Genomic DNA, 26,099 nt, shown 5'->3' on the forward strand with positions numbered 1-26,099 from the left:
CCGAGGCCACGTGGAAGCAGGGCCCTGGTCCTCGCGTGCGATCGGGCGACCCGACATCGGAGTTGCCACTCTGGCCGATCGGAAACCCGGCAGCGAGGCCCGATCCCGGGGTAACCTGCCCGGTCCGGCGCGCCGTCCGTCCGCCCCGTCCGAGCCTGTCCGCCACGTCCGAGCCCGTCCGCCCGGTCCGAGCCCGTCCGCCACGTCCGAGCCCGTCCGCCCCGTCCAGGCCGGTCCTGACCGACCTGACCCGACCGTCCCCGATGATCTCCGATGGACCGGTCAGTATCGGGTCCAGCCCTCGCTGCCCGGCAGCGCGAACGACGCCCGTGGCGAGTAGAAGCCCCACATCAACTCCAACGGGTTGGCGGGGCGGAGCAGGAAGACGGAATGCTCCGGCGCGAGGAACTCCACCGACTCGATCTCGAACGGCGTGACCGGCTCGAAGATGTACGGACAGGTGGCGCCGACGAACTGGCTGCCGACCCGGCTGAGGTAGCGGACGTGTCCCCGGTAGACCCGGCTGACGTTGCGACCGACCCGGGCGGTGGTGCGGATCAGCGTCACACCGTCGACCTCGGTCACCGCCACCAACGCCTGTCCGGTGATCTCGATCGTGGTCCGGCCGGCGCCGGTCGGCACGCCGCGTGCCGTCACCTGGGCCTGGGCGAGAGGGATCGAACTCAGGTGGTGGGTGTACCAGCGGGCCGGGTCCGAGTCTGGCAGGTCGAGGTCCAGGCCGATTCCGGCCGCCGAGTAACTGTCCAGCCCGGAGGTCTGGGCCGGGTCGTCCACCACGTACTGGTGGAGGAAGACCGGCCGGTTCTCCGGCAGTCGCAGGCCCGGCGGTACCAACCCCGCCACCGCCTCGGGATCCGCCGGCACCCAGCCGAAGTGGAGCATCCGGCAGTGCACGACCAGTTGCGGCGGAACAGGCTGGTTCAACAGGGCTCCTGTCGCGTTGGGATAGCCGCGACGCTACGACCGGCCCCCGGCGCAGACAAGACAGAAAGTCGACAGTCACCTATGCCGGATCGGGCCGTTCGGCGCCAACGGGTCCGTCCGGCGGGTGCCCTGACTGCCGGCAGCGACCGGTCCGGGCCGGGCCACCGCAGTCACGCCACGGTCGCCGGTGGCACGTCGAGGTCCGCGTCATCCGCGACGTCGTCGCAGGGTACGACCGACAGCCGCGCCTCGTGCCGGCGCAGGTACGGCCGGGCGCCGACGTCACCGACCGCCAACTCCGCCACGCCGGGCCAGTGTGACCGGCCGAGCAGCACCGGATGGCCGCGCCGGGTGCCGTAACCGGCCACGCCGAGCGTGTCCGGCGTGGCGATCCGGGCGAGCCGGCGAACCGCCTCTGCGGTGATCCCGGGCATGTCGACCAGCAGGACGACGGCGGCAACCGCGTCGGAGTCCCGTAGCGCGGAAAGCCCGGCCCGCAGCGAGGAACCCATCCCGGTCGCCCACTCCGGATTCTCCACCGGTACGGCGTCGCCGAGGTCCGCCCGGGACCGTACGGTCGGCGCGGCGGCGCCGAGTACCGCGACCACCGGCCCACAGCCACCGGCCCGGGCGACCTGGACCGCCCGTTCGACCAGCAGTCGGCCGTCGAGCCGGACCAGCGCCTTGGGCGCGCCGTAGCGCCGTCCGGCACCGGCGGCGAGCACCAGCCCGGCGACCCGGCGCTGACCGGGCTGTTCCGGGCCATCGGCCCCGACGGCGGCAGGCCACTCCGAAGGGGGATAGGTCACGGTCCGGAGCCTAGTTCAGGCACAAGATCGCGGACGAACCTCCGGCATTGAGGCGGTTTATCCCTTTTATACATCAGCCGTTCGGCTAGCCTCAACCAATACCAACGGGCTAAGGTGATGCCTGAACAGCCAGCGCAGGGAGGAACCACATGACCACCACCACCAGAACCACCACCACCAACCCCACCCTCACCGACACCGCCACCGACCTCCTCCACGCCATGACCGCCCTACCCACCCACCACCCCTCCCGACCCACCCTCCGCGACAAAGCCATCGAAGCCTGGCTCCCCCTCGCCCACCACCTCGCCCACCGCTACAGCGGACGCGGCGAACCCACCGACGACCTCACCCAAACCGCCGCCATCGGCCTCATCAAAGCCATCGACAAATGGGACCCCACCCGCGGCGTCGACTTCGCCGGCTACGCCATCCCCACCATCATCGGCGAACTCAAACGACACTTCCGCGACCGCACCTGGGACATCCGCGTCCCCCGCCGCCTCCAAGAACTCCGCCTCGCCATCAGCGAAGCCAACAGCACCCTCCTACAAACCCTCGGCCGCTCCCCCACCATCACCGACATCGCCACCCACCTCAACCTCACCGAAGAAGACATCCTCGAAGGCCTCGAAGGCGCCCGCGCCTACAACGCCGTCTCCCTCTCCACCCCCACCGGCGACGGCGAACGCACCACCGAACTCGGCGACCTCCTCGGCACCGAAGACAACCAATACGAACTCGCCGAACTCCGCGTCGCCCTCGGCCCCGCCCTCGCCACCCTCGACGAACGCGAACAAAAAATCCTCACCCTCCGCTTCTACGGCAACCTCACCCAATCCCAAATCGCCGAACACATCGGCGTCTCCCAAATGCACATCAGCCGCCTCCTCACCCGCGCCCTCACCAAACTCCGCACCCAACTCGCCGACACCTACTGAACCTTTTTCAACCTGAACCACGCGGCGCTCACACACCGCTTCCGACCTTGCGCTCCGACGGACCGCAAAGGGAGGTTGAAAAAGGTTCACTGACGGCGCGAGAACAGCTCCGCCCTACCCGACGGCCCGAGCGGACCACCGCGCCGGCCACCGGGTAGGGCGGAGGTGTTTCCGGCTCCAGCCGCCGCCGGTGCGACACTGGCCCGGTGCCAGCGCCCGAACCCGACGCCGACCTGCCGGTCCGGGACATACCCGTCGCCGACCTGCCGGTTCGGCACGTCCTGCCGGCCCTGGTCGAGACGCTGGCGGAACGGGGGGCCGCCGTGCTGGTGGCGCCGCCCGGGGCGGGCAAGACCACACTTGTCCCGCTGGCGCTGGCGGACCGGATCGACGGGCGGATCGTCGTCGCCCAGCCGCGTCGGGTCGCGGCCCGGGCCGCCGCCCGCCGGATGGCGCAACTGCGCGGCGAACGGGTCGGCGAGACCGTCGGGTACGCGGTGCGCGGCGAGCGCCGGAGCAGCCCCCGTACCCGGATCGAGGTGGTCACCACCGGCCTGCTCGTGCAGCGGCTCCAGCACGATCCGGAGTTGCCCGGCGTCGGCGCGGTACTCCTCGACGAGGCCCACGAGCGGCAGCTCGACGCCGATCTGGCCCTGGCCTTCGGCATCGAGGTCCGGGCGGCGCTCCGGCCCGAGCTGCGCCTGCTGGCGATGTCCGCCACCGCCCAGGAGGAGCGGCTCGGCGCGCTGCTCGGCTCGGTGGCGGAGCCGGCACCGGTGCTGCGCGCCGAGGGCCGGGCGTACCCGGTCGACGTGGTCTGGGCCCCACCACCCCGGCCGGTGGATCCGCCGCTCGGGCTCCGGGTGGATCCCCGGCTGCTCGACCAGGTGGCCGCCACCGTACGCCGGGCGCTGACCGAGAACGACGGCGACCTGCTCGTCTTCCTCCCCGGTGCCGGGGAGATCGGCGGTGTCGCCGGCCGGCTGGCCGGGTTGACCGGCACCGACCTGGTGACCCTGCATGGCCGGCAGTCCAGTGCCGAGCAGGACGCCGCGCTGCGCCCGGCCGTCGGTCGACGCCGGGTCGTGCTGGCCACCGCCATCGCGGAGACCAGCCTCACCGTGCCCGGGGTGCGGGTGGTGGTCGACGCCGGGCTGAGTCGGGTCGCCCGGACCGACCTGGCCCGGGGGCTCGGCGGCCTGGTGACGGTGCCGGTGTCCCGGGCGGCGGCGACCCAGCGGGCCGGGCGGGCCGGCCGGGAGGCGCCGGGCCGGGTCTACCGATGCTGGTCGGCGGCGGAGCACGACCGGCTGCCGGCGCAGCCCGAGCCGGAGATCGCGGTTGCCGACCTCACCGCCTTCGCGCTCCAGCTCGCCTGCTGGGGCAGCCCGGACGGCACCGGGCTGGCGCTGCCGGACCCGCCCCCGGCGGCGGCGATGCGGGTGGCCCGCTCCACCCTGGCGGCGCTCGGTGCGGTCGCGCCGGACGGCCGGGTGACCGGGCGGGGTCGGGCGATGGCAGTGGTCGGCGCGCACCCACGGCTGGCCCGGGCCCTGCTGGACGGTGCCGCCGCGGTGCGGCCGCACCGGGCCGCCGAGGTGGTCGCGGTACTCGCCGAGTCCGCCCCCGGTGACGACCTGGTCGCCACCTGGCGTCGCCTCCGCTCCGGTACGGATCCGGCCAGCGCCAGGTGGCGGAGGGAGGTTAACCGGCTGCGGGGCGCCCTGGCCGGGTCACCGCCCTGCACCGGCCCGGACGCCCCACGCACCGCGTCCGACGACCAACCGGCCGAACCCGCCGACCAACCGATCGGAGCCGACCACCGAGGCACCGCGCCGGGCGAGCAACCGACCGGACCCGACGCGCGACGGAGCGGGCGGGACGACCGACGGGGTGGGACGGCACTGCCGGACGACCTGGCCGCCGGGCTGCTGGTCGGGCTGGCGTACCCGGAGCGGCTGGCCCGGGTCCGCCAGGCTGGCGCCGAGACGTACCTGATGGCCGGCGGCACCGCCGCGAACCTGGCGCCGGGCTCGCCGCTCTCCGGGGCGGAGTGGCTGGCGATCTCGGTCGCCGACCGGGCACCGGGGCGCCGGGGCGCGGCGATCCGCCAGGCTGCGGTGGTGGACGAGGCCACCGCGCGGGAGGCCGGGGCCGCGCTGCTGCGGCGGGAGCAGGAGATCACCTGGTCCGGGCAGGACGTGGTGGCCCGCGAGGTGGAGCGGCTGGGCGCGATCGTGCTGCTGGACCGGCCCCTGCCCAGCCCGGATCCGGTCCGGGTCGCCGCCGCGCTCCGCGACGGGCTGCGTCAGGTCGGGCTCGACCTGCTGACCTGGACCCGGCCGGCGCGGGAGTTGCGGGCCCGGCTGGCGTTCTGCCGGCAGGCGCTCGGCGACGAGTGGCCGGAGGTGAGCGACACGGCGCTGCTGGACCGGGCCGACGAGTGGCTCGGCCCGGAACTGGCCGGTGCCCGGCGCCGGGCCGACCTGGCCCGGATCGACGTCGCGGCGGCACTGCGCCGGCTGCTGCCGTGGCGGGAGGCGGCCCGGCTGGACGCGGTGGCCCCGGAGCGGCTGGCCGTACCGAGCGGGTCCCGGCACCGGGTGGACTACGCGGATCCGGCGGCACCGGTGCTGGCGGTCAAGTTGCAGGAGACGTTCGGCTGGCAGGAGGTGCCCCGGATCGCCGACGGGCGGGTACCGGTGCTGCTGCACCTGCTCTCCCCGGCCGGCCGTCCGGTCGCGGTGACCCGGGACCTCGCCTCGTTCTGGCGCACCGGCTATCCCCGGGTACGTGCCGAGTTGCGCGGCCGTTACCCCCGACATCCGTGGCCGGCGGACCCGACCGAGGCGCCGCCGACCCGGGGACTGCAACCCCGCCGCGGATAGCCCGCGGGGCGGCGCGCTGTCCGAGACTCAGCCGCGGTCGGGGATGTCGAGGACGTCCGCGACCACGACGGTGATGTTGTCCGGTCCGCCGGCCCGCAGGGCGAGGTCGACCAGGCGCGCAGCGCAGTCGGCCGGGTCGGGGTAGCCGAGCAGCGCATCGGCCAGGCTGTCCGAGCGAACCACGTTGGAGAGCCCGTCACTGCACAGCAGCCACCGGTCGCCGGGCTGGGGCACCACGGTGGTGTAGGTAGGGGTGACCGGCTCGCCCTGCAACGCCCGGGTGACCACCGCCCGGCGGGGATGGCTGTGCGCCTCCTCAGGAGTGATCACTCCCTCGTCGACCAGCATCTGCACGAAGGTGTCGTCCCGGGTGAGCTGGGTCATCGTGCCACCGCGCAGCAGGTACGCCCGGGAGTCGCCGACGTGGGCCAGGGCGAGGCAGGCCCCGGTACGGGCGAGCAGCAGCGCGGTGAGGGTGGTGCCCATGCCCTGCCGTTCCGGGTCCTCGGCGATCGCCGCCCGGATGCCCGCGCTCGCCGTGTCCACGGCGTCCTGTAGGGCGGCGACCAGCCCTTCCTCCGGGGTCTCCACGTCCAGCGGCCGGATCGCGTCGATGGCGATGGTGCTGGCGAGGTCGCCGGCGGCCATTCCGCCCATGCCGTCGGCCACGGCCAGCAGCCAGGGTCCGGCGTGCACGGAATCCTGGTTCGCGCCCCGGATCAGGCCACGGTCGCTCACCGCCACGGATCGCAGCTTCAGGCTCATGGCAGGCAGCCTGCCAAAAAGACGGCCAGAATGCTTGCAGTAGATCACCATCGGACCGGAGTGGCGATCGAAATTTACCGTACGTGGCTCCGGTGATCACGAACCGCGAGCCGCCCCGGCGCTGGTACCTCGCCCCGCACCATGGATCGGCCGCAAATCTGATCCAGCATGGTCGATTGACATGCCAGAAACGGACTGGCAACATCGGCACGGTATTGGGAGCGCTCCCACCAGCGCTGCCGGTCTCACCGCCACGAACCCGAGCGCTGCGGGCCGCTGGCGGCACGCCCACCGGAAGGGATCCCCCGTGCTCCGACCCCGCCATCGCCACCGCCGGTCCTCCCGCGCGGTCACCCTGCTCGCCACCGCCGCCCTGCTGCTCACCGGCACCGCCACCGGGGCGCAGGCCCGGCCCGACGGCTCCACCGGCACCCTGGCGCTGACCGAACACATCGTCAACGGCACCTTCACCGACAGCACCGCACCGTGGTGGTCCTCCGCCAACCTGACGCTGCGTCCGGTCGACGGCCAGCTCTGCACCGAGGTCCCCGCCGGCCTCGCCAATCCCTGGGACGCCAGCATCGGCCACAACAACATCCCGCTGGGCGACGGCGCCAGCTACGCGCTGAGCTTCCGCGCCTCGGCCAGCGCACCGGTCACGGTCAAGGCGAACGTGCAGCTCAACGAGGACCCGTACACCACGGTCTTCTCCCGGGACGTCGCGCTCGACGCCACCGCCGAGGAGTTCGGGTACGAGTTCACCGGCACCCTCGACTCGACAAACGGCACCCTCACGTTCCAGCTCGGCGGCGTCGCAGAGGCGTACACGTTCTGCCTGGACGACGTCTCGCTGGCAAGCGACGCCGACGCCGGGCCGCCACCGGGCGGCGCCGAGCAGTTGACCAACGGCGACTTCGCCAACGGCACCACCGGCTGGTACTCCTACGGCACCACCTCCACCGGGGTCACCGACGGCCGGCTCTGCTCCGCCGTGCCGAGCGGACTGGTCAACCCCTGGGACGGCGGCGTCGGGCAGAACGACGTGACGCTGGTCAACGGCGAGTCGTACACGCTCTCCTTCGACGCCTCCGCGGCACCCGGCGCGACCGTACGGATCGCGGTGCAGCTCGGCGTCGACCCGTACACCTCGTACTTCGTCGAGGACATCACCTTCGGTCCGGAGGCACTGCACGTCGAGCGGACCTTCAACGCCACCGCCGACACCGAGGTGGCCCAGGTGGCGTTCCAGGTCGGCGGCAACGCCGAGCCCTTCGAGTTCTGCCTGGACAACGCCTCGCTGCTCGGCGGCGAGGAGGAGCCGCCGTACGTGCCGGACACCGGGCCACGGGTCCGGGTGAACCAGGTCGGCTACCTGCCGGCCGGGCCCAAGAACGCCACCGTCGTCACCGAGTCGACCGAACCGCTGGGCTGGGAGCTGAAGTCGGCCGCGGGTGCCGTCCTGGCCAGCGGGCAGAGCACCCCGCGCGGTGTGGACCAGGCGTCGGCACAGAACGTGCACACCGTCGACTTCTCCACGTTCCGCACGCCCGGCACCGGGTACACGCTGACCGCGGACGGCGAGACCAGCCACCCGTTCGACATCTCCACCGACGTCTGGAAGCAGCTGCGCTCCGACTCGCTCCAGTTCTTCTACATCCAGCGCAGCGGCATCGCCATCGACGGCGACCTGGTCGGCGAGGAGTACGCCCGGCCGGCCGGGCACCTCGGCGTGGCGCCGAACCGGGGCGACACCGACGTACCGTGCCAGCCCGGGGTCTGCGACTACCGCCTCGACGTCCGGGGCGGCTGGTACGACGCCGGTGACCACGGCAAGTACGTGGTCAACGGCGGCATCGCCACCTACCAGTTGCTGAACGCCTTCGAACGGACCAAGACCGCCCCCACCGCCGGTGGTGGTGCGGCGCTGGCCGACGGCACGCTGCGGCTGCCCGAACGCGACAACGGTGTGCCGGACATCCTCGACGAGGCGCGCTGGGAGCTGGAGTTCCTGCTCCGGATGCAGGTGCCGGCCGGGAAGCCGCTGGCCGGGATGGCACACCACAAGATCCACGACCAGAACTGGACCGGGCTGCCGCTGCAACCCGAGGACGACCCGGAGCTGCGCGAGCTGCACCCGCCGTCCACCGCGGCGACGCTGAACCTGGCCGCCACCGCCGCGCAGTGCGCCCGGCTGTTCGCCCCGTACGACGCCACGTTCGCGCAGCGCTGCCGGACCGCGGCCACCGCCGCGTACGCGGCGGCGAAGGCGAACCCGACCCGGTACGCCGACCCGGCCGACGGCAACGGCGGCGGTTCCTACGCCGACGGCGACGTCACCGACGAGTTCTACTGGGCCGCCGCCGAGCTCTACCTGAGCACCGGTGAGGCGTCCTACCTGGCCGACCTGACCGCCTCGCCGCACCACACCGACGACGATGTCTTCGGTGCGCACGGCTTCGGCTGGGGCAGCACCGCCGCGCTCGGCCGGCTCGATTTGGCCACCGTGCCGAGCGGGCTGCCGGCGGCGGAGCGGGAGCGGATCCGCGCCTCGGTGGTCGCCGCCGCCGACCGCCACCTGGTGACCGCGCAGGGCCAGGCGTACGGGCTGCCGATGCCGGGCACCCCGGGCAGCTACTTCTGGGGCGCCAACAGCAACATCATCAACAACGCGGTCGTGCTGGCCACCGCCTTCGACCTGACCGGGCAGCCGAAGTACCGGGACGGCGCGGTGCAGGGCATGGACTACATCTTCGGCCGCAACGCGCTCAACCAGTCGTACGTGACCGGCTGGGGCGAGAAGGCGTCGAAGAACCAGCACAGCCGGATCTTCGGCCACCAGTACGACGAGTCGCTGCCGAACCCACCGCCCGGCTCGATCGCCGGTGGCGCGAACGCCAGCCTCGACGACCCGTTCGCCAAGCAGTTGCTGGACGGCTGCGCGCCGATGTTCTGCTACGTCGACGACATCGCCTCGTACGCCACCAACGAGGTGGCGATCAACTGGAACTCGGCGCTGGCCTGGATCGCCTCGTTCCTCGCCGACCAGGGCGCCGGCACCTCGGTGCCGGCCGGCTCGGCCTGCCGGGTGACGTACGTCAACTTCGGCACCTGGGCCGAGGGTGGCGGGTTCACCGGGCAGGCGACGATCACCAACACCGGCACCACCCCGATCAACGGCTGGTCGCTGAGCTTCGCGTTCAACGGAGACCAGTTGGTCCGGGAGGCGTGGATGGCGAAGGTGACCCAGTCGGGTGCCCGGGTCACCGCGCGGAACGAGTCGTACAACTCGCGGATCATGCCGGGCGCCAGCCAGATGTTCGGCTTCAACGCCACCACCGCCGGTGGTCCGAACCCGAACCCCACGCTGTTCACCCTGAACGGCATTCCCTGCACCTGACCTCCGGCGCACCACAGGGCGAGCCCGGACGCGACTGGTCGCGTCCGGGCTCGCCCGCCGTCTGTGCGGGCTCACCCGGCGTCTGTGCGGGCCGGATCGCCCGGCGTCTGTGGGTCGATCGGCGGTCGGCGCTTCGGTCCGGGTGACCCCCTCCGTCCAGTGCGGCCGGACGGGACGGCCCGGCGGCCCGGCCGGCCGGTTCGGCGGGCGATCTCGACGTGGCCGCGCCCGTCCGGGGGAGGCAGCGGATCTTAACTTTCCGCAAGGCTGTCATCACGAAGAGACGTCACCTTTGCCCTGCGCAACCACCGCCGACGGCGCACGCCGTCGCGGAACTCGCCGGGCGAAGAGCGACCGGGGAGGTCTGGTGCGCAGAGGAGAGACATTTCGCTGGATCGCCACCTGCCTGGCCCAGCTCGGCGTCGCCGCGGTCGTCGCGGTGGCCTCGATCGTGGACGGGCCGGCCGACCTGCTGCTGCGTGCGGTCCCGTGGCTCGACACCGCGCTCTGGCCGGCCGAGGGAGCGATCCGGGTGGTCGGCCTGCTGGCCGCGGCCGAGCTGGTGGTGTCGGCCCGGCGCACGGCGCAGCGGCACTGGTGGCGGCGGCAACGCTTCGACCGGGCTCCCGGACGACCCGCCTCGGTCACGCTCGCCCAGCGCGACGCCGACCGGGAGATCCTTCGGTCGATGATCCGGGTCAGCCGGACCTATCCCGCCCCGGCCATCCGGCTGTTCGGCCAGATCCTGCTCGACCCGGCCCGCTACCAGGTCCGGATCACCGACGAGGTCCAGCAGGTCGACGAGTGTCTACGGGTGCTGGTCTCCACGACCTTCAGCGGTACCCCGGAGGACCTGGTGGGGCTCCGCGAGGACGCCGTACCCGCGACACCCGCGACGCGAGGACCGGAGAATGCTCCGGCCCCAGCAGACCCGCCGAGTAGCTCGGGGGCCAACGGTGGCAGCCGCCGGCTCGGCGGCCCGTCCGGTACCGCCGCCTCCTCCGCGCTACTCACCCGGACGGCGGGACCGGGCGACACCGGCGGCCCGACCGGTCGGTCCACCGGCCCGGACGATCCGGCCGGGCCGGCAGGGCAGCCTCGGGTGATGCTGGTGCCGATGATCCTGAGCACCAAGGGCGGGATGCTCGACAACGTCGAGACCTTCGACGGGTCCGGTGACCCCGTGCCGTTCCTGTCCCAGGAGGACGCCCGGGGCGTGGTCGCGCACGTGCTGCGGCAACTGTTCCGGGAGACGTTCGGCGAGGCGGTCCACGCGGCGGACGAGCGACGCCACGACGCGGTGCTCTTCGCGCTGCTCCGGCTGGTGTTCCAGGCCGGTCGGGTCTCGGTGGCCGACGCGGACGCGTACTTCGACCGCAACGTCGCGCCGATCCGGGCCAGCGCCGCCCAGACGCGGCTGCACCGGCTCCGCGGAGTCTGCTCGTTCCTGGTCCGCAACTACGTGGTCATCGCCGAGGTGCCGCCGCCGGACGGATGCGCCTGGATCCTGCACTACACCAAGACCATCCCGGTGTACGGCCGGGCGACCTCGCACCGCGGCCGGCGCCGGGTCCGGCTCGGGCTCGCGCCCAACACCTTCGTCATCCCGCTGAACCTGCCCTTCACCGCCACCAGCTACCACTTCCGGATGCGGGCCGGGGCGAACACCTACGTGAAGGTGCACTCGGTGCAGTTGGCGCAGTCCGGAGCGAGCATCGACCAGGCGGCGATCCGTGCCATGAGCGAACGCGCGTACCTGCGGGTACGACACCGCCAGGCCCTGCCGTACGCCCACCTCTACGCCCGGCGTTTCGACACCTGTCGGGCCCCGGCGGACCTGGTGATGGAGGTGGTCTTCGACGAGGTGCCGCCCGGTGCGCTCGGCCTCACCTCCTGGCTGGCCGCACTCTCCGCACTGGTGATAACCCTGCTCGCCCTCCTGGTCCCGGTCAACGACGGCGACCGGATCTCCGGCGACGTGCTCGCGTTCCTGCTGGCCATCTCGCCGGTGGCGGCGACCTTCGTCGGCTACTCGGTGGAGAAACTGCAACGGTCCTCGCTGACCACCTTCGCCGGGCTGGTGGCCACCGGAGCCACCTCACTCGTCGCCGTGCTGCTGTACGTACAGCCGCCGCCGGCCTGGATGGTCGCCCGGCCGGTCGTACCGCTGCTCGGAGAGATCCGGGTGAACCTCGGCGTCTTCGCGGTCGGGCTGGTCGGCGGGCTCGTCGCCGCGTACCTCTTCTTCCGGCTCCGCGACGAACTCCATCACTACGTCGAACTGCTCCGGGACGTGGAGCAGCCGCGCCCGGGCCGGAGCCGGCCAGGTGCGACCGCATGAGCCGGCCGAAGCCGCGCGGGCCGGCCAGGGATCCGGAGGAACTGGTGATGGACCGGGGTGCCGCTCCCGGCGTCGGTGACGACCTGCTCGACTCCCTCCCGGCGGACGCCGTGGTGGCCTATCGGGGCGAGCCCCGGGCCTCGGAGCGGGCGATGCTGCAGTGGCCGATGGCCGCCGAACAGCGGCAGGCGTTCGGCGCCGGGATCGAGTGGGTCAGCACCGAGTTGCGGACCATGGACGACGAGCGGGTCGACGGGTTCCTGCACGAGCTGGCGGCCGAGACCGCACGACTCGGCCTGGACACGCTTCCGCCTCCGGAGGAGCCGCCGGAAGGGCGCGGCCCGTGATTCTGCCCGCCCGGGGCTCCGGTACCACCCGGGGGCTCTCCGGTACCGTCCGAGATCCCGATACCCCCGGGGCCCCGATACCCCCGGCTACCGCAGCCAGTCGAGCAGCCGGTCGCCCTGCTGCCAGACGGTCAACGCGGAGAAGACGCCGAAGAGCAGTACCGACCAGAGCAGCGCCACCACCCGGTACGACCGGGGCCGGATCTGCTCCGGCAGGACCCGGCGGTTGAGCACCAGCAGCAGGATCGAGTAGAAGAACATCATCAGCCCGCCGACGCAGGCCGAGATGACCAGCAGGACGAGCGGCTGGTCGAAGCCGGCCAGCAGGATGAGGCAGCCGAGCCCGACCAGCCCCCAGACCAGCGCGAAGTAGATCCGGCTCTCGGAGAACCGGGGCAGGTACGCCGTCTTGACGACGTCCGCGGCGAGCCGGCTGGTGTAGTCGACGATGCCCATCGCGGCGGCGAAGAGCGAGAGCGCTCCGATCATCCAGAACAGGGTGCCGAACCACGGGCCGACGATCTCCTTCAGCCGCTCCCCTTCGACCTGGAGGAACTCCACGCTGTTGGCCAGTCCCGGCACCCCGTACACGGTGGAGTACGCCAGCAGCGAGGTCAGCACGATGGTGAGGAACGAGATCAGTGCGAAGGTGACCAACTGCTCGCGGTTGGCCAGCCGCCACCACCGCCGCCAGCGGGCCAGGTTCTCCTCGGTGGGCTCGAAGACGAAGCCACGACCGTCCGGGGCGGCCTCCTCCCGGCCGGTGACCGGGCTGACCAGCCGGGGCACGTACCGGCCCATCCCGTAGCCCTTGTCCCGGATCCAGTTGGACTGCACCAGGTTCTGCCCACCGCCGGCACCGGCGAAGACCAGCGCAGAGAGCATCAGCGCGAAGCCGAGTTCGGTGGGGAACTCCGGCGCGGTCACCGCGGTCGGCAGGTCGCCCCAGGCCTGGGCCGAGATGGCGAAGAGCACCGCGACCGCGATGAAGAGGAGTACCAGGCCGACCTTGACGAACTCGATCCGCTCCAGCGCGGTGTAGACCACCGGGGCCAGGGTGAGCGTCGCGCCGATCAGCAGCAGCAGGCCGACCGCGATCCAGGTGGCGTCGCCGCCGAACAGGTACGTCAGCATGGTGGCCGAACTGGACGCCCATCCCGGCCAGAGGTTGGCGAAGTAGACCATGATCGCGAAGACCAGTCCCCAGTGCCGCCAGAACCGCGAGAAGCCGGTCAGCGCGGTCTCCCCGGTGGCCAGGGTGTAGCGCTCGATCTCCATGTTCAGGAACCACTGGGTGACGATCCCGACCGCGGCGGCCCAGAGGAAGACCAGCCCCACCTGCGAGGCGATGTACGGAAAGAGGATGAACTCGCCGGACGCCAGGCCGACGCCGGCCGCGATCACCCCCGGCCCGAGGATCGACCAGGCTGATCGGGGCGGCGGGGGTAGGTCCCGGACGGCGACTCCGGGCAGGTGCTTGGTCGGAAATCGGTCGGCGGCGGTCTGCGTCATCGGTGACCTCCAGGGACGGGCACCGGCCCGGTGGCCCGGACACCGCCCGGGCGACTCCGGTCATCAGGGCCGGATGCGAGATCGGTTCGCAGTGGTCGTGCTGTCCGCAGTGATCGTGGTAGATAGATTCTCCGCCACCATGGACGGTGTGCCAACGGCGCCGCCGGCTGAGCCGGCACCGGCTCAGCTCCGCTCCCACCCGCCCGTACGCAACTCGGGGAGCACCTTCGCACCGAAGGCGTCGACGAAGGCCTCCTGCCGCTGCCCCACGTGATGCAGGTAGATCTCGTCGAAGCCGAGGTCGGCGTACTCGCGCAGCATGGCCGCGTGCCGGCCCAGGTCGGCGGAGACGTTGACCACCTCGGCGACCCGTTCCGGCGACACCTGCTCGGAGACGACGTCGAAGTGCTCGGTCAGCTCCAGATCCCAGCAGACCGGCGGGGCGAAGACGTTGCTGCGCCACTGCTCGTACGCGATCCGGGCCGCCTGCGCCGGATCGGGTGCCCAGCTCAGGTGGACCTGGAGGTGCAGTTTTCCCCGACCGCCCGCGTCCCGGTAGGCGTCGACCATCCGGCGCAGCCGGGACACCGGAGCGTTCACCGTGATCAGTCCGTCGGCCCACTCGGCACACCACCGGGCGGTCGCCTCGGTGACCGCGGCCCCGACCAGCGCGGGCGGCTCCTCCGGCCGGGTCCAGAGCCGGGCCCGGTCGACCGTGACCAGCCCGTCGTGGCTGACCTCCTCGCCGGCCAACAGCGCCCGGATCACGTCGACGCACTCCCGCAACCGCGCCGTCCGGATCTCCTTGCGCGGCCAGCCAGCCCCGGTGATGTGCTCGTTGCTCGCCTCCCCGCTGCCCAGCGCGGCCCAGAACCGGCCGGGATACATCGCGGCGAGCGTGCCGATCGCCTGCGCCACGATCGCCGGATGGTAACGCTGGCCGGGCGCGTTGACGACGCCGAACGGCAGCGTGCTGGCCTGGAGCGCGGCGCCGAGCCAGGACCAGGCGAAGCCGGACTGCCCCTGCCGGGCACTCCACGGCGAGAAGTGGTCGGAGCACATGGCCGCGTCGAAGCCCGCCTCCTCGGCCCGGACGACGGTCCGGAGCAACTCGGCGGGATGGATCTGCTCGTGTGAGGCGTGTAGCCCGAAGACCGTCATGGCGGTCTCCCGTACCCCGCCGACCCCGGCCCGCACACCCGGCGCGCGGATGAATGTTCGGCGACCGGGGACCGCGCGGCCCGCTCCGCCGGCGGGCTACTCGCTGTGCGCGCCCGCGCCGGGACCCGCCGAGGCGCCCACACCGATCCAGACGGCCTTGAGGTTGCAGAACTCCCGGATGCCCTGTGCCGACAGCTCGCGGCCGTAGCCGGAATTGCCGACGCCGCCGAACGGCAGCTCCGGATAGGACGTGGTCATTCCGTTCACGAATACCATCCCGGCGTCCAGGTCGGCGACGAACCGCTGCTGCTCGGCCGGGTCCCGGGTCCAGGCGTTGGCGCCGAGGCCGTAGTCGGTGCCGTTGGCCACCTCGATCGCCTCCTCGTAGGAGCCGACCCGGTAGAGCCCGGCGACCGGGCCGAAGACCTCGTCGGCGTACATCCGCATCTGCGGGGTCAGCTCGGTGACCACGGTCGGCGGGTACCACCAGCCGGGCCGGTCCGGCACCTCGCCGCCGCAGAGCACCCGGGCACCCTTGGCCACGGCGTCCCGGACCTGCTCGGCGACCTCGTCGCGGCCCCGCTCGGTGGCGAGCGGCCCGACGTCGGTCCCGTCGTCCATCGGGTCACCGAGCCGCAGCGCCGACATCCGGGCCACGAACGCCTCGGTGAACTCGTCGTACACCTCCGTGTGCACGATGAACCGCTTCGCCGCGATGCAGGACTGGCCGTTGTTCTGGCAGCGGGCCACCGTGGCCACCTCGGCGGCCCGGGCAACGTCGGCCGAGGGCATCACCACGAACGGGTCACTGCCACCGAGTTCGAGCACGGTCTTCTTGACGTACCTGCCGGCGATCGACGCCACCGCCCGGCCGGCGCCCTCGCTGCCGGTCAGCGTCGCGGCCCGGACCCGGGGATCGGCGAGCACCTGCTCGATCCGCTCCGACCCGATCATCAGCGTCTGGAACGCGCCGGCCGGGAAACCGGCCCGACGGAACAGCTCGTCCAGGTACAGCGCCGTCTGCGGCACGTTCGAGGCATGCTTGAGCAGCCCCACGTTGCCGGCCATCAGGGCGGGCGCGGCGAACCGCATGACCTGCCAGAGCGGGAAGTTCCACGGCATCACCGCCAGCACCGGGCCCATCGGGAAGTAGCGGCCGTACGCCGAGGTGGCACCGATCGAACCGGCGTCGGCGGGCTCGTCGGCGAGGAACCGCTCGGCGTGCGCCGCGTAGTACCGGCAGGCCGCCGCGCACTTGGCCACCTCGGCCTTGGCCGACGCGTAGGTCTTGCCCATCTCCGTCGTCATCATCCGGGCCACGCCGTCGCACTCGACCTCCAGCAGGTCCGCCACGGCGGACATCCACCGGGCCCGTTCGGCGAAGGTGGTGGCACGCAACTCGTCGAAGCCGGCCGCCGCCCGGGCGAGCGCGGTCTCCAGTTGCTCGTCCGTCATCTCGTCGAAGGTCTTGAGCACCCGTCCCGTGTTCGGGTCGATGGTGGCGATCGACATGTCGTACTCCCTGGCGATGTCGGCGGATCGTGCGGAGCCGTCGGCGGATCGTGCGGAGCCCGGGCGACGGACGGGCCGGGACCGGCTCCAGCCGCACTCGCAGCGGCTCCGTGCTCACTCGAAGAGCGAGTGCTTCGTGCCCGGCGGCTCCTCGCGGCGCCGCGCGATCCGGCGGCGCTGCACCACCACCAGATCGACCACGGCGACCAGGGCGAGGACGCCGAGGGCCACCGCCAGCGCCAGCAGGTCGGCCCGGAGTGCCAGCACGCCCAGCACCACACAGATCACCAGACCGAAGATGGCCAGCACCAAACGCAGGTTCAGCGCGCTGTACGGGTGACCAACCGTCCCTTTCGCCCGTCGGGGCTGTGATCTCGCCGCCATTTCCCCAAACTACCCGGTATGGGCTCGGCCTAACCCGGCCGACCGCCTCTGCGCCGCCGACCCGACCCGGAAGCCCGGCCCGCTCCGGGCCGGCACCACGACCCTCGCTGCGACCACCGGTTGGCCGAAGACCGGCGATCCGGCATGGGTTCCGGAGACCCGCCCGACCGGCCTGACGGCGCGAGTGTCGGTGATCCGCGTGCCGATGGCGGCCGGCGTGGCTTCCCGGCCGGCGGCGTCGCCCCGTACAGTTACGGAGCGATTGCTTTCCGCTCCGTAACGGGAGAAGCATGCCCAGACGTTGGACCGCCGCCGTCACCGCCCTGCTCGCGGCCTTCGCACTGGCCTGCGAGGGGTCCGACGGCGGCGGTGGCGGTCAGCCCGATCCTCCGCCCGCGCCGCCCCGGCCCGGCGTGCCCGACTCGATCGCGGCGCTCGGCGACTCCATCAGCACCGGCTTCGGCTCCTGCGTGATCCTCGCCGCCTGCCAGCGGAACTCGTGGTCGACCGGAGACAGCAGCCGGGTGGAGAGCCTCTACCGCCGGCTCCGGGAGGTGAACCCGGCCATCCGGGGCAAGGCGCACAACGAGGCGGTGAACGGGGCCCGTGCCTCGGGACTGGCCAGCCAGGCCGCCGCCGCGGTACGCGCCAAGGTGGACTACGTGACCGTACTCATCGGAGCGAACGACGCCTGCCGGGGCGGGATCGAGGACATGACCAGTGTCGCGGCGTTCCGCACCGGGATCGACCGTGGACTCGCGACGCTGAAGAAGGGCCTGCCGAAGGCCCGGGTGCTGGTGGTGAGCATCCCGAACCTCTACCGGATCTGGGAGGTCGGTCACGAGGACACCCGGGCGGTACGCGCCTGGCGGGGCCGGATCTGTCCCGCGCTGCTGGCCAGCCCCACCTCGACGGCGCCGGCCGACCGTACCCGCCGATCGACGTTCCGGGCCCGGATCGACGCGTACAACGAGCAGCTCGCCGCCGCCTGCAAGGCGTACGGGTCCCGCTGCCGGTACGACGGCGGCGCCGCGCACCGGGTGCGGTTCGGCCTGGACCTGCTTAACCGGCTCGACTACTTCCACCCGAACGTGGCCGGGCAGGACGAGCTGGCCAAGGTGGCGTGGCGGGCTTCCGGCCTGGCCGCCCAGGCCCGACGGGCCGACTGAGGGCGCGGGGCAACGGGCGGCCGGGTGCCCGGGCTACCGGCTCGGCGGCATGATCGCCCGGGCCCGGTACAACTCCTGGGAGCGGGTCGCCAGGCCTTTCGTGGCCGACGAGTTCGCCCAGCTGCCGAAGACCACCGCCGCCCCGGGGACCGCCTTGGCGGCCATCCGCTTCACGGCCCGGACGCCGGCCATCTGCGCCAGCTTCAGGCCGAGCCGCAGCATCACCTGGGCCAGCGGCGCGTCCGACCGGCTCCGCAGGGCGTCGACCCGCTCCCGCCCGGCCGCCACGCCGAGCGCCACCCGCGCCGTCTCGGCGATCTTGTGTACCCGTTGCAGCACCAGCAGATCGGTCGCCCGGTCCGGATGTTCGGGATCGTGCCCGTACGCGGCCGCGACGTAGAGGACCATCCGGGCCTGGGTCCAGGCCAGCACTCCCATGTCGAGGACTGCACCGGGCAGGCCGGCGGCCCCGGAGATCGCCCCGGACACCCGGGCGTGGTTGACGAACTTCCGGATCGCCGTCTGGGCCATGGCCTCCGGCGTCATCTGGGGATACCAGCCACGGGTGCGCTCGGCCCAGGCCCGGGCCTGCGGTCCGATCCGCCGGACCGCCTCCAGGGCGAGGTGCTCCGGGGCGTACTGCGGGTCGGCCCGCATCCGCTCCCACAGCCCGCTGGGCGGTGCGACGGTCAACTCCGGGCCGTCGCCGGGCTCGGCCCCCGGCGGCCCGGCGACCGTCGCCTCGGCACCCGGCGACTCGGACTCCTCGCCCCCCGGCGGCTCGGCAACGGTCGGCTCGGTGCCCGGCAGCCCGGCAACGGTTGCATCGGTGGCCGGCAGCCCGGCAACGGTCGAATCGGTCGTGGCGGTCGGGTCGGTCGTGGCGGTCGGGTCGACCTGGGCGACTCCGACGGCGGTCTCCGGTCGGGATACCGGGCCCGGATTCGCGGCGGCCGGCAGCGTACGGTCGGACGGCGGCACCGGCGCGGCGGCGCCCACCGGCTGGGACTCGGTCACGGGACACTCCGGGTCTCGGGAAGAGGGATCAGGGGTACCACCACCGGCCGGCCAGAGCCGACGAGTCGGCGCCGAATCGACGGTCAGCGCCGGCCGCGCAGCCGGGACATGATCTGGCGCATCCGGTGCTGGTTCGACGGCTTGGCCAGTTCACGCCGCCCTCGGTCGATGAGCTGTCGGCCCTGCGGGGATCTGAGGTACATCCGGATCCGTTGCACCAGTGACGCCATCTCGGTCCTCCTCGCGTGGTCCTGACATCAGGTTTACCCGGTCCCCCACCGCGGCACACCGGCGTCGCGGTACGAACGGGTCCACTCCGCCATCGTGACCGGGCCGATCAAGCCCGTCGCCGTCGACGGCCCTCCACCTGGCGGCCGTCGACGGCTCCACGCGCGCCGCCGACTCGCCCCTGGCTCAGCGCCAATCCGGGACGAGTGCGTCGACCACCCTGGCCGCCTGACCCTCGTGCTTGGCGTAGTGCTCCGGGTAGGCCGAGTACTGCACCGCCTGGGCCGCCTCGGTCAGCCGCATCCGCTGCCAGCCGGGCACCTGGCGCAACGCCTCGAAAAAGCGGGCGCTCGCGTACGCCGGATCCATCAGGCGGTGCACCGGTCCCCAGCCGCTGCTGGTGCGCTGCTGGAACAGTCCGACCGAGTCGTGGTCCCAGCCGGTGCCCTGGTGCCGGTAGCGCTTCGATTCCGGCAGCACCTCGCTGGCCCGGTTGAGCAGGTTGCTCTCCTGCATGGCGGTGGCCACCCCGATGATCAGCCCTCGGCGCGACACTCCCATGTCCCGACCGGTCCGGACGATCGCCCGGGCATTGTCCATCTGGACCGGAGTCAGCCCGGCCACCGGTTCCGCGTCGTCCAGCGGGGACGACGTGTCCGGGTCCGCCTCGTCCGACCTCGCCCCGTCCGACCGGCCGTGATCGCCGGAGCGGCTCGAACGGTCCGGCGCGCGGCCGCCGCTGCCGTCGTCGGGCCGGCCGCCGCTGCCGTCGTCGGGCCGGGAGAGCGCGACCCGGTCATCCGCGTGCGCCGTGCTGCTGTCGGTCGGGTCGGCCGACGCTGAGATCACTTCGACGGCGGCCAGCACACCGAGACAGCAGAGCAGCCCGGCGGCCAGCGCAACCCGGACCCGGCGGTCCGGACGGCGCAGGCCGAGCCGCTGCGGCAGCCCGGTCCGGGCGGCCAGGGCGCCGGCCCGGGAGAGGAGCCGGCGGGCGGGCGGCGCGGCCCGTTCGGCGGCCCGGCGCACCGCTCGCTCCGCGGTCCGGACGGCGGGCACCCGGCGGACCCGGACCAGCCCGGGCTCGACGGTCCGACGCAGGCGCCGCCACTGGGCGTGGAGCAGGGCCAGGGCCGGCGCGGCCGCGACGCGCAGTCGGGCCGCCGCCACCCCGACCAGCCGGCCGGCTCGGGCGACTCCGGGCCGGCCGACCCGGGCCACGGCAGCGGCGGGCCAAGCCAGCCGGCGGGCCAGAGCAGCCGCGGGCCGGGCCAGAGCAGCCGCGGGCCGGGCCAGAGCAGCCGCGGGCCGGGCCAGAGCAGCCGCGGGCCGGGCCAGAGCAGCCGCGGGCCGGGCCAGCCGGCGCGCCACGGCCGGACCGAGCGGCCGGACGCGGTCGACCACGACGAACAGCAGCAGTACGAGCCTCCACAGCCGAGCCGGGGTCGGCGGGCGACTGTCGGGCGACGACCGGCGCACGGAAGCAGCGGACGCCGGGGCGGAGGAGGGGGGATCGTCCGATCGGACAGTGCTGGGCATGGCGGAGTACCCGGTCTCGGAACGGTCGTCGTCAGGCATCCGACGAGGCTAGGCAGGCCGACGGCCAACTACGGGGAGTCACCTAGTGGGCTCCACCACATCTGCCGTCCGGGCAATCGGTCAGGTGGACCCAGGCGCGAGCGCCCAGGGTCAGCCAGGACGAACCAGGTATTTCGGGAAGAGCACGTTTTTGCTGGCCGCTCGGGCATATACGTTTGAATCATCCGTCACTCCTTGCAACATCGGCCCCCTCCTCCGATCGGTCGAGTCCGGCCCGGCCGGCCGGTCCCCCACCCGTTCCCCCGGACGTGAGACCGTGGACTATGGCATCCGCCCCCGATCCGTTCCCCCGCCGTGATCTCCGTCGGTTGCCCAAGACCAATCTGCACCTGCACCTGACCGGCTCGATGCGCCCGGGAACCCTCGCCGAGTTGGCGGAGCGGTATGGACTGCCGCTGCCCGAGCCGCTGCCGACCGCTCCCCTCGCCGGTTGGGCCGCGTTCCAGACCCGCTACGACCTCGCCCGAGCGGCGCTGCGCAGCGCCGAGGACCTGACCCGGGTGGTGGCCGAGGCAACCGCCGACAACGTCGCCGACGGCGCCGGCTGGGTGGAGATCCAGGTCGACCCGACGACGTACGCCGACCGGCTGGGCGGGCTGGAGCCGGTGGTCGAGGCGGTACTAGCCGGCGCGGCCGATCGGCGTACCGGCGTGGTGCTGGCCGCCAGTTGGGCCGGATCCCCGGCCCAGGCGGAGCGGGTCGCCCGGCTCGCCGCACGGTACGCCGGACACGGCGTCGTCGGCTTCGGGCTCTCCAACGACGAACGTCGGGGCCGGATCGCCGACTTCGTCCCGGCGATGCGCACCGCGACCGAGGCCGGACTGCTCGCCGTGCCGCACAGCGGGTTCTACGAGCCGGCCTGGCACGTCCGGGACTGCGTCGCGCTGCTCGGCGCGCACCGGGTCGGCCACGGGCTGACCGCCGCGGTCGACCCGGCCACCCTCGACCTGCTGGCCGACCGCGCGGTGGCGATGGAGGTGTGTCCCAGCTCATATCCGCCCTTCGGCGTCACCACCGGGCTGGCGGCCACCCCGCTGCGCACCCTGCTCAGCGCGGGCGTGCCGGTGGCGCTCGGCACCGACGACCCGCTGCTGTTCGGTACGAACCTGCTCGACCAGTACGTGCTGGCCCGGGACGTACTCGGCTGCACCGACGCCGAGCTGGCCACCCTCGGCCGGGCGTCGATCGAGGCGTCCGCCGCTCCGGAGGAGATCCGGACGACGATGCTGGTGGGGGTCGCGGAGTGGCTCGGCGGAATGGACCAAGATAGCGGCAGCGTTTGCTACATCGGGGCGCCACCCGCCGAAGGCGCGTCCCGGCGTACCCCCTGAGGAGGTCCTGACCGGTGCTCGACCCGAACGAGCTGTACCAGCTCACCGACGACCTGCCCGAGCTGGGTCAGCCGGTGCTGATCCAGGCGCTCTCCGGCTTCGTCGACGCCGGAAACGCGACCCGGCTCGCCCGGGAACACCTGGTGTCGACCCTCGAGTCCCGGACGATCGCCACCTTCGACGTCGACCAGTTGCTCGACTACCGGTCCCGGCGACCCACGATGATTTTCGTCGAGGACCACTGGGAGCACTACGAGCAGCCGAAGCTCGAACTGCACCTGCTGCGCGACGACGAGAAGACCCCGTTCCTGCTGCTCTCCGGCCCCGAGCCGGACTTCCAGTGGGAACGGTTCATCGCCGCCCTGACCAGCCTGATCCGGCGGCTCGGCGTACGCGTCACGATCGGGCTGAACGCGATACCGATGGCGGTGCCGCACACCCGCCCGATCGGGGTCACCGCGCACGCCACCCGACCGGAGCTGATCACCGGCTACGAGTCCTGGCTGCAGCGCATCCAGGTGCCCGGCAGCGCCGGCAACCTGCTGGAGTTCCGCCTCGGCGAGCAGGGCCGGGACGCGGTCGGCTTCGCGGTGCACGTGCCGCACTACGTGGCCCAGACGGAGTATCCGGGCGCGGCCGAGTTGCTGCTCACCTCGGTCTCCCGGGCCACCGGCCTGCTGCTGCCCACCGAGGCGCTCCGGGCCGCCGCCGAGGCCGTCCGGGTCGACATCGATCGCCAGGTGGCGCAGACCGACGAGGCAACCTCGCTGGTGCAGGCGCTGGAGGAGCAGTACGACGCCTTCACCCGGGGTCGGGGCGGCTCGAACCTGCTCGCCAACCAGACCGGACCGCTGCCCACCGCCGACGAACTCGGCGCGGAGTTGGAACGCTTCCTCGCCGAACAGGGCCGGCCCGGGGACACCCCGGGCACCTGACCACCGGGGCTCGGTGGCCGGCCGGCCGCCGACGGCGGCGCGTACCTGCGTTTCCCGCCCCGATCGGGCAGGCTGGGACACATGCGCCTGGCGACCTGGAACGTCAACTCGGTGAAGGCCCGGCTCCCCCGGCTGCTGGACTGGCTCGCCGGCACGAAGCCGGACGTGGTCTGCCTGCAGGAGACGAAGTGCCCGGATGGGGCGTTCCCGACCGCCGAGGTCGGCGAGCTGGGCTACGAGGTCGCCAGCCACAGCGACGGGCGGTGGAACGGGGTGGCGATCCTGTCCCGGGTCGGCCTGGCCGAGGTCGCGGTCGGCTTCGCCGACGAGCCCGGCTTTCCCGAGCCCGAGGCCCGATCGATCTCCGCGACCTGCGCCGGGCTCCGCGTCTGGTCGATCTACGTGCCGAACGGGCGTACCCCGGACTCGCCACACTACGAGTACAAGCTCGCCTGGTTGGCGGTGCTCCGGGACGCGCTCGCCACCGAGCTGCGCACCGGGCTGCCGCTGGTGGTCTGCGGCGACTACAACGTGGCGCCGACCGACGCCGACGTCTGGGACCCGGGGCTCTTCGTCAACTCGACGCACGTGACTCCGGCGGAGCGGCAGGCCCTGGCCGACCTGCGCGCCCTCGGCCTGACCGACGTGGTACCGACGCCGATGAAGGGCCCGCACCCGTTCACCTACTGGGACTACCGGGCCGGCATGTTCCACCAGAACAAGGGCATGCGGATCGACCTGGTGTACGCCACGGAGTCGTTCGCCGAACGCGTCACCTCGGCGTACGTGGACCGGGAGGCCCGCAAGGGCAAGGGCCCCTCCGACCACGCACCGATCGTCGTGGACACCGCCCCCAACCCGAACCACACCGATCTAGGGTGAGGTCATGGCAGTGGTGAAGATCAACGCGATTGAGGTGCCGGAAGGGGCGGGCGCGGAGCTCGAACGGCGGTTCGCCGGCCGGCAGGGCGCGGTCGAGAACTCTCCCGGGTTCCTCGGCTTCGAGTTGCTCCGTCCGGTGGCCGGAGAGACCCGCTACTTCGTCTACACGAAGTGGGAGAGCGAGGAGGCGTACCGGGCCTGGGCGGACGGGCCCGCCCGGCAGGCGCACGCGCGCGGACCGGCCGACGGCGGGTCCGGTGCCGAGCAGCCCCGACCGGCCGCCACCGGAGCCACGCTGCTCGAGTTCGAGGTGGTCCAGCAGGCCGGCCCGACCGCCCCGTAACCTGCCCGGCCCCGGCCGGCGGAAGCTCCCCGGCCCGGCCGGCGGAAGCTCCCCGGCAGGTGCCGACCGGTCAGGGCTTCCGGGAGTCGACAAGCGAGGCGAAGGCGACGATGTTGTCGGAGTAGCCCGTACCGCCGCCGACCCAGCGCCCGCCGCAGGTGATGAGGCGCAGCCACGGGCGGCGGAAGTCGCCGTACACCCGCTCGGTGGGCAACCTGTCCTTGGCGAAGTGCTCGACCGAGTTGACCTCGAAGATCGCCACCGACCGGTCCTGCCGGGTCACCTCGATCCGGGCGCCCGGCCGGAGCTTCACCAGGTCGTGGAAGACCGACGGCCCGGTCCGGGTGTCCGCGTGCCCGACGATGATCGCCGGCCCGAACTGGCCGGGGGTCGGGCCGCGGTCGTACCAGCCGGCCTCGTTGTGCTTCTCCAGCGCGGGTACGGCGATCGAGCCGTCGTCGGCGAGCCCGACCCGGTGCACCGGGGCGCGCACCCCGATCGACGGGACCGCCAGCTTCACCGGGCGGCTGGGTGCGAGCACCGGGAAGTCCCGGGGCGGCTCCTTGGTGCCGCCGTGCAGCCAGCGCCACGGCCCGCCCGCCGACTGGCCCAGCCCGGCGCCGGTCGCGAAGACCCCGACGAGCACCAGGACGATCGCCACCGGCCCGATCAGGCTCCGACGGGGGCGGCTGGCGCCGGATCGGGCCGCCGGATGCCGCAGCTGTGCCGCCGGCTGCCGGCCGCCGAGCCAGGGTCGCCGGCCGGTGGGGGTACGGGCCATCGGGCGAAACTCCTCCCGGTCAGCTCCGGCGCGGAGACGCCGACCGGGCCCGGCGGCGGATGGCGACCAGGCCCAGCACGGCGCCGAGTACGGTGCTGGCCAGTCCACCGGCCACCAGCAGTCCGCCCGGGTCGTCCCCGGCACTGCCGCCGAAGCCGGTCGCCGGGCCTCGCTGCGGCCGGGTGGCGCCCACCACCATCAGTCGGGTGGAGGCGGTCCCGCCGTCCGGACAGCTCAGCCGGACCCGGTAGGTGTCCGCCCGGGTCGTCTCCGGAACGGTGGCGACCGCGGTGAGGAAACCGGCCTGCGGCTGCACGGTCACGGTGCCGAAGGCCGGCGACTCGACCGTGGCGGCCTGGGTGTTGGTCCGGCAGCTGGCCTTGATGCCGACCATGAAGCCGGCCTCGACGGTGCTCGGGTTGAGTTGCACGAAGACGTCGGCGGCGCGGGCCGGGACGGGCCCGGCCAGGAGCAGGGCGAGCGGGACACCGCAGAGGATCGCGATGCGTCGACGCGTGGCCACTGGTCCCCCTTCCGGCGCCTCGGGCAGGGCCGGGCGAACGCGGCCCGGGGCCCGCCGTATGGGGAAATCCTCTCACCTGTCGACGCCGCGCACATCCGGTCGGGCATTCTCGGGTAGATCCTTTCCGGGGTCGGCGTCCTCGGGCCGATCCGTTCCGGCGGGGGCGGATCCGGGGGTCGGCCTGCTGCGTAGCTGGTCGCGGGTCGGCGCGATCGCGTAGGCTGGCTTTCCCGTGAGCCTCGGCAGCCAGGACCAGACCGCCACACCGGCGCCCGCACCGCGGCCCGCG

General features: G+C 73.0%; 22 protein-coding genes. 10 read left to right on the top strand and 12 right to left on the bottom strand.

Annotated features, from left to right (window positions below; genetic code table 11):
• Positions 1-282: 282 nt before the first annotated feature.
• Positions 283-945 carry a hypothetical protein gene (locus EV371_RS01205; protein WP_130460403.1) on the bottom strand — a complete coding sequence of 221 codons (663 nt, stop codon included), beginning with the start codon at positions 943-945 and terminating at the stop codon, positions 283-285.
• A 170-nt stretch (positions 946-1,115) separates the two neighbouring features.
• Entirely contained in the window at positions 1,116-1,754 is a 639-nt protein-coding gene (locus EV371_RS01210; protein WP_486484427.1) for a nucleotidyltransferase family protein, read from the bottom strand.
• A 149-nt stretch (positions 1,755-1,903) separates the two neighbouring features.
• On the opposite strand from EV371_RS01210, the gene EV371_RS01215 reads away from it, so the two are divergent.
• Both EV371_RS01215 and EV371_RS01220 read left to right on the top strand, forming a co-directional pair.
• Complete coding sequence (locus tag EV371_RS01215; RefSeq protein ID WP_130460404.1) at positions 1,904-2,695, top strand: RNA polymerase sigma factor SigF; 792 nt, start codon at positions 1,904-1,906, stop codon at positions 2,693-2,695.
• A 206-nt stretch (positions 2,696-2,901) separates the two neighbouring features.
• The gene (locus EV371_RS01220) at positions 2,902-5,583 is read left to right on the top strand and encodes an ATP-dependent RNA helicase (protein WP_486484428.1); all 2,682 of its coding nucleotides are present in this window, start codon (positions 2,902-2,904) and stop codon (positions 5,581-5,583) included.
• 27 nt (positions 5,584-5,610) lie between these two features.
• On the opposite strand, the gene EV371_RS01225 is transcribed toward EV371_RS01220, so the two are convergent.
• Positions 5,611-6,348, bottom strand: a complete 738-nt coding sequence (locus EV371_RS01225; RefSeq protein WP_130460405.1) for a protein phosphatase 2C domain-containing protein — start codon at positions 6,346-6,348, stop codon at positions 5,611-5,613.
• Between the two features lie 307 nt (positions 6,349-6,655).
• Here EV371_RS01225 and EV371_RS01230 point away from each other — a divergent pair, with 307 nt between their 5' ends.
• The 3 genes from EV371_RS01230 (at position 6,656) to EV371_RS01240 (ending at position 12,433) form a co-directional block, all read left to right on the top strand.
• Positions 6,656-9,745: a glycoside hydrolase family 9 protein gene (locus EV371_RS01230; RefSeq protein WP_486484429.1), complete on the top strand. Its 3,090-nt coding sequence runs from the start codon at positions 6,656-6,658 to the stop codon at positions 9,743-9,745.
• A 367-nt stretch (positions 9,746-10,112) separates the two neighbouring features.
• A complete protein-coding gene (locus EV371_RS01235; RefSeq protein WP_130460407.1) occupies positions 10,113-12,086 on the top strand; it encodes a hypothetical protein in 1,974 nt (657 codons plus the stop codon).
• Entirely contained in the window at positions 12,083-12,433 is a 351-nt protein-coding gene (locus tag EV371_RS01240; RefSeq protein ID WP_130460408.1) for a hypothetical protein, read from the top strand. Before EV371_RS01235 ends, EV371_RS01240 begins: the two co-directional genes overlap by 4 nt.
• Before the next feature lie 87 nt (positions 12,434-12,520).
• Here EV371_RS01240 and EV371_RS01245 read toward each other — a convergent pair whose 3' ends face one another.
• The 4 genes from EV371_RS01245 to EV371_RS01260 form a co-directional block, all read right to left on the bottom strand.
• A complete protein-coding gene (locus tag EV371_RS01245) occupies positions 12,521-13,945 on the bottom strand; it encodes an Nramp family divalent metal transporter (RefSeq protein ID WP_130460409.1) in 1,425 nt (474 codons plus the stop codon).
• 183 nt (positions 13,946-14,128) lie between these two features.
• Positions 14,129-15,106, bottom strand: coding sequence for a TIGR03885 family FMN-dependent LLM class oxidoreductase (locus EV371_RS01250; protein WP_130460410.1), 978 nt, complete (start codon positions 15,104-15,106; stop codon positions 14,129-14,131).
• A 96-nt stretch (positions 15,107-15,202) separates the two neighbouring features.
• The gene (locus EV371_RS01255) at positions 15,203-16,618 is read right to left on the bottom strand and encodes an NADP-dependent succinic semialdehyde dehydrogenase (protein ID WP_130460411.1); all 1,416 of its coding nucleotides are present in this window, start codon (positions 16,616-16,618) and stop codon (positions 15,203-15,205) included.
• A 114-nt stretch (positions 16,619-16,732) separates the two neighbouring features.
• Positions 16,733-17,002 carry a DUF6343 family protein gene (locus tag EV371_RS01260; RefSeq protein ID WP_130460412.1) on the bottom strand — a complete coding sequence of 90 codons (270 nt, stop codon included), beginning with the start codon at positions 17,000-17,002 and terminating at the stop codon, positions 16,733-16,735.
• Between the two features lie 290 nt (positions 17,003-17,292).
• Between EV371_RS01260 and EV371_RS01265 the strand changes: the two genes are divergently transcribed.
• The gene (locus tag EV371_RS01265) at positions 17,293-18,171 is read left to right on the top strand and encodes a GDSL-type esterase/lipase family protein (RefSeq protein WP_130460413.1); all 879 of its coding nucleotides are present in this window, start codon (positions 17,293-17,295) and stop codon (positions 18,169-18,171) included.
• 33 nt (positions 18,172-18,204) lie between these two features.
• Here EV371_RS01265 and EV371_RS01270 read toward each other — a convergent pair whose 3' ends face one another.
• The 3 genes from EV371_RS01270 to EV371_RS01275 all read right to left on the bottom strand — a co-directional run bounded on the left by EV371_RS01270 (position 18,205) and on the right by EV371_RS01275 (position 20,994).
• Positions 18,205-18,864, bottom strand: a complete 660-nt coding sequence (locus EV371_RS01270; RefSeq protein ID WP_486484900.1) for an EcsC family protein — start codon at positions 18,862-18,864, stop codon at positions 18,205-18,207.
• 407 nt (positions 18,865-19,271) lie between these two features.
• Complete coding sequence (locus tag EV371_RS33225; protein WP_165436574.1) at positions 19,272-19,418, bottom strand: hypothetical protein; 147 nt, start codon at positions 19,416-19,418, stop codon at positions 19,272-19,274.
• A 184-nt stretch (positions 19,419-19,602) separates the two neighbouring features.
• Positions 19,603-20,994 (bottom strand): hypothetical protein, encoded by a 1,392-nt coding sequence (locus EV371_RS01275; protein WP_130460414.1) that lies wholly within the window; start codon positions 20,992-20,994, stop codon positions 19,603-19,605.
• Positions 20,995-21,323: 329 nt separating this feature from the next.
• Between EV371_RS01275 and add the strand changes: the two genes are divergently transcribed.
• The 4 genes from add (at position 21,324) to EV371_RS01295 (ending at position 24,506) form a co-directional block, all read left to right on the top strand.
• Entirely contained in the window at positions 21,324-22,346 is a 1,023-nt protein-coding gene (gene add, locus EV371_RS01280) for an adenosine deaminase (RefSeq protein ID WP_207230375.1), read from the top strand.
• 14 nt (positions 22,347-22,360) lie between these two features.
• Entirely contained in the window at positions 22,361-23,281 is a 921-nt protein-coding gene (locus EV371_RS01285; RefSeq protein WP_130460416.1) for a PAC2 family protein, read from the top strand.
• 81 nt (positions 23,282-23,362) lie between these two features.
• Positions 23,363-24,163, top strand: a complete 801-nt coding sequence (locus EV371_RS01290; protein WP_130460417.1) for an exodeoxyribonuclease III — start codon at positions 23,363-23,365, stop codon at positions 24,161-24,163.
• Positions 24,164-24,167: 4 nt separating this feature from the next.
• On the top strand, positions 24,168-24,506 hold the full coding sequence (locus EV371_RS01295) for an antibiotic biosynthesis monooxygenase family protein (protein WP_130460418.1): 339 nt from the start codon (positions 24,168-24,170) through the stop codon (positions 24,504-24,506).
• Between the two features lie 70 nt (positions 24,507-24,576).
• Here the strand turns inward: EV371_RS01295 and EV371_RS01300 are convergent, their stop codons facing one another.
• Positions 24,577-25,287, bottom strand: coding sequence for a class F sortase (locus tag EV371_RS01300; RefSeq protein ID WP_130460419.1), 711 nt, complete (start codon positions 25,285-25,287; stop codon positions 24,577-24,579).
• Between the two features lie 19 nt (positions 25,288-25,306).
• Positions 25,307-25,810 (bottom strand): hypothetical protein, encoded by a 504-nt coding sequence (locus EV371_RS01305; protein ID WP_349340808.1) that lies wholly within the window; start codon positions 25,808-25,810, stop codon positions 25,307-25,309.
• Between the last annotated feature and the right edge of the window lie 289 nt (positions 25,811-26,099).

This window comes from Plantactinospora sp. CNZ321, from assembly GCF_004217235.1.

Coding starts and splice junctions, on each gene's coding strand:
- EV371_RS01215 (WP_130460404.1), top strand. CDS start 1,904: ATGACCACCACCACCAGAACCACCACCACCAACCCCACCCTCACCGAC.
- EV371_RS01225 (WP_130460405.1), bottom strand. CDS start 6,348: ATGAGCCTGAAGCTGCGATCCGTGGCGGTGAGCGACCGTGGCCTGATC.
- EV371_RS01240 (WP_130460408.1), top strand. CDS start 12,083: ATGAGCCGGCCGAAGCCGCGCGGGCCGGCCAGGGATCCGGAGGAACTG.
- EV371_RS01245 (WP_130460409.1), bottom strand. CDS start 13,945: ATGACGCAGACCGCCGCCGACCGATTTCCGACCAAGCACCTGCCCGGA.
- EV371_RS01250 (WP_130460410.1), bottom strand. CDS start 15,106: ATGACGGTCTTCGGGCTACACGCCTCACACGAGCAGATCCATCCCGCC.
- EV371_RS01255 (WP_130460411.1), bottom strand. CDS start 16,618: ATGTCGATCGCCACCATCGACCCGAACACGGGACGGGTGCTCAAGACC.
- EV371_RS01260 (WP_130460412.1), bottom strand. CDS start 17,002: ATGGCGGCGAGATCACAGCCCCGACGGGCGAAAGGGACGGTTGGTCAC.
- EV371_RS01265 (WP_130460413.1), top strand. CDS start 17,293: ATGCCCAGACGTTGGACCGCCGCCGTCACCGCCCTGCTCGCGGCCTTC.
- EV371_RS33225 (WP_165436574.1), bottom strand. CDS start 19,418: ATGGCGTCACTGGTGCAACGGATCCGGATGTACCTCAGATCCCCGCAG.
- EV371_RS01275 (WP_130460414.1), bottom strand. CDS start 20,994: ATGCCTGACGACGACCGTTCCGAGACCGGGTACTCCGCCATGCCCAGC.
- EV371_RS01290 (WP_130460417.1), top strand. CDS start 23,363: ATGCGCCTGGCGACCTGGAACGTCAACTCGGTGAAGGCCCGGCTCCCC.
- EV371_RS01295 (WP_130460418.1), top strand. CDS start 24,168: ATGGCAGTGGTGAAGATCAACGCGATTGAGGTGCCGGAAGGGGCGGGC.
- EV371_RS01300 (WP_130460419.1), bottom strand. CDS start 25,287: ATGGCCCGTACCCCCACCGGCCGGCGACCCTGGCTCGGCGGCCGGCAG.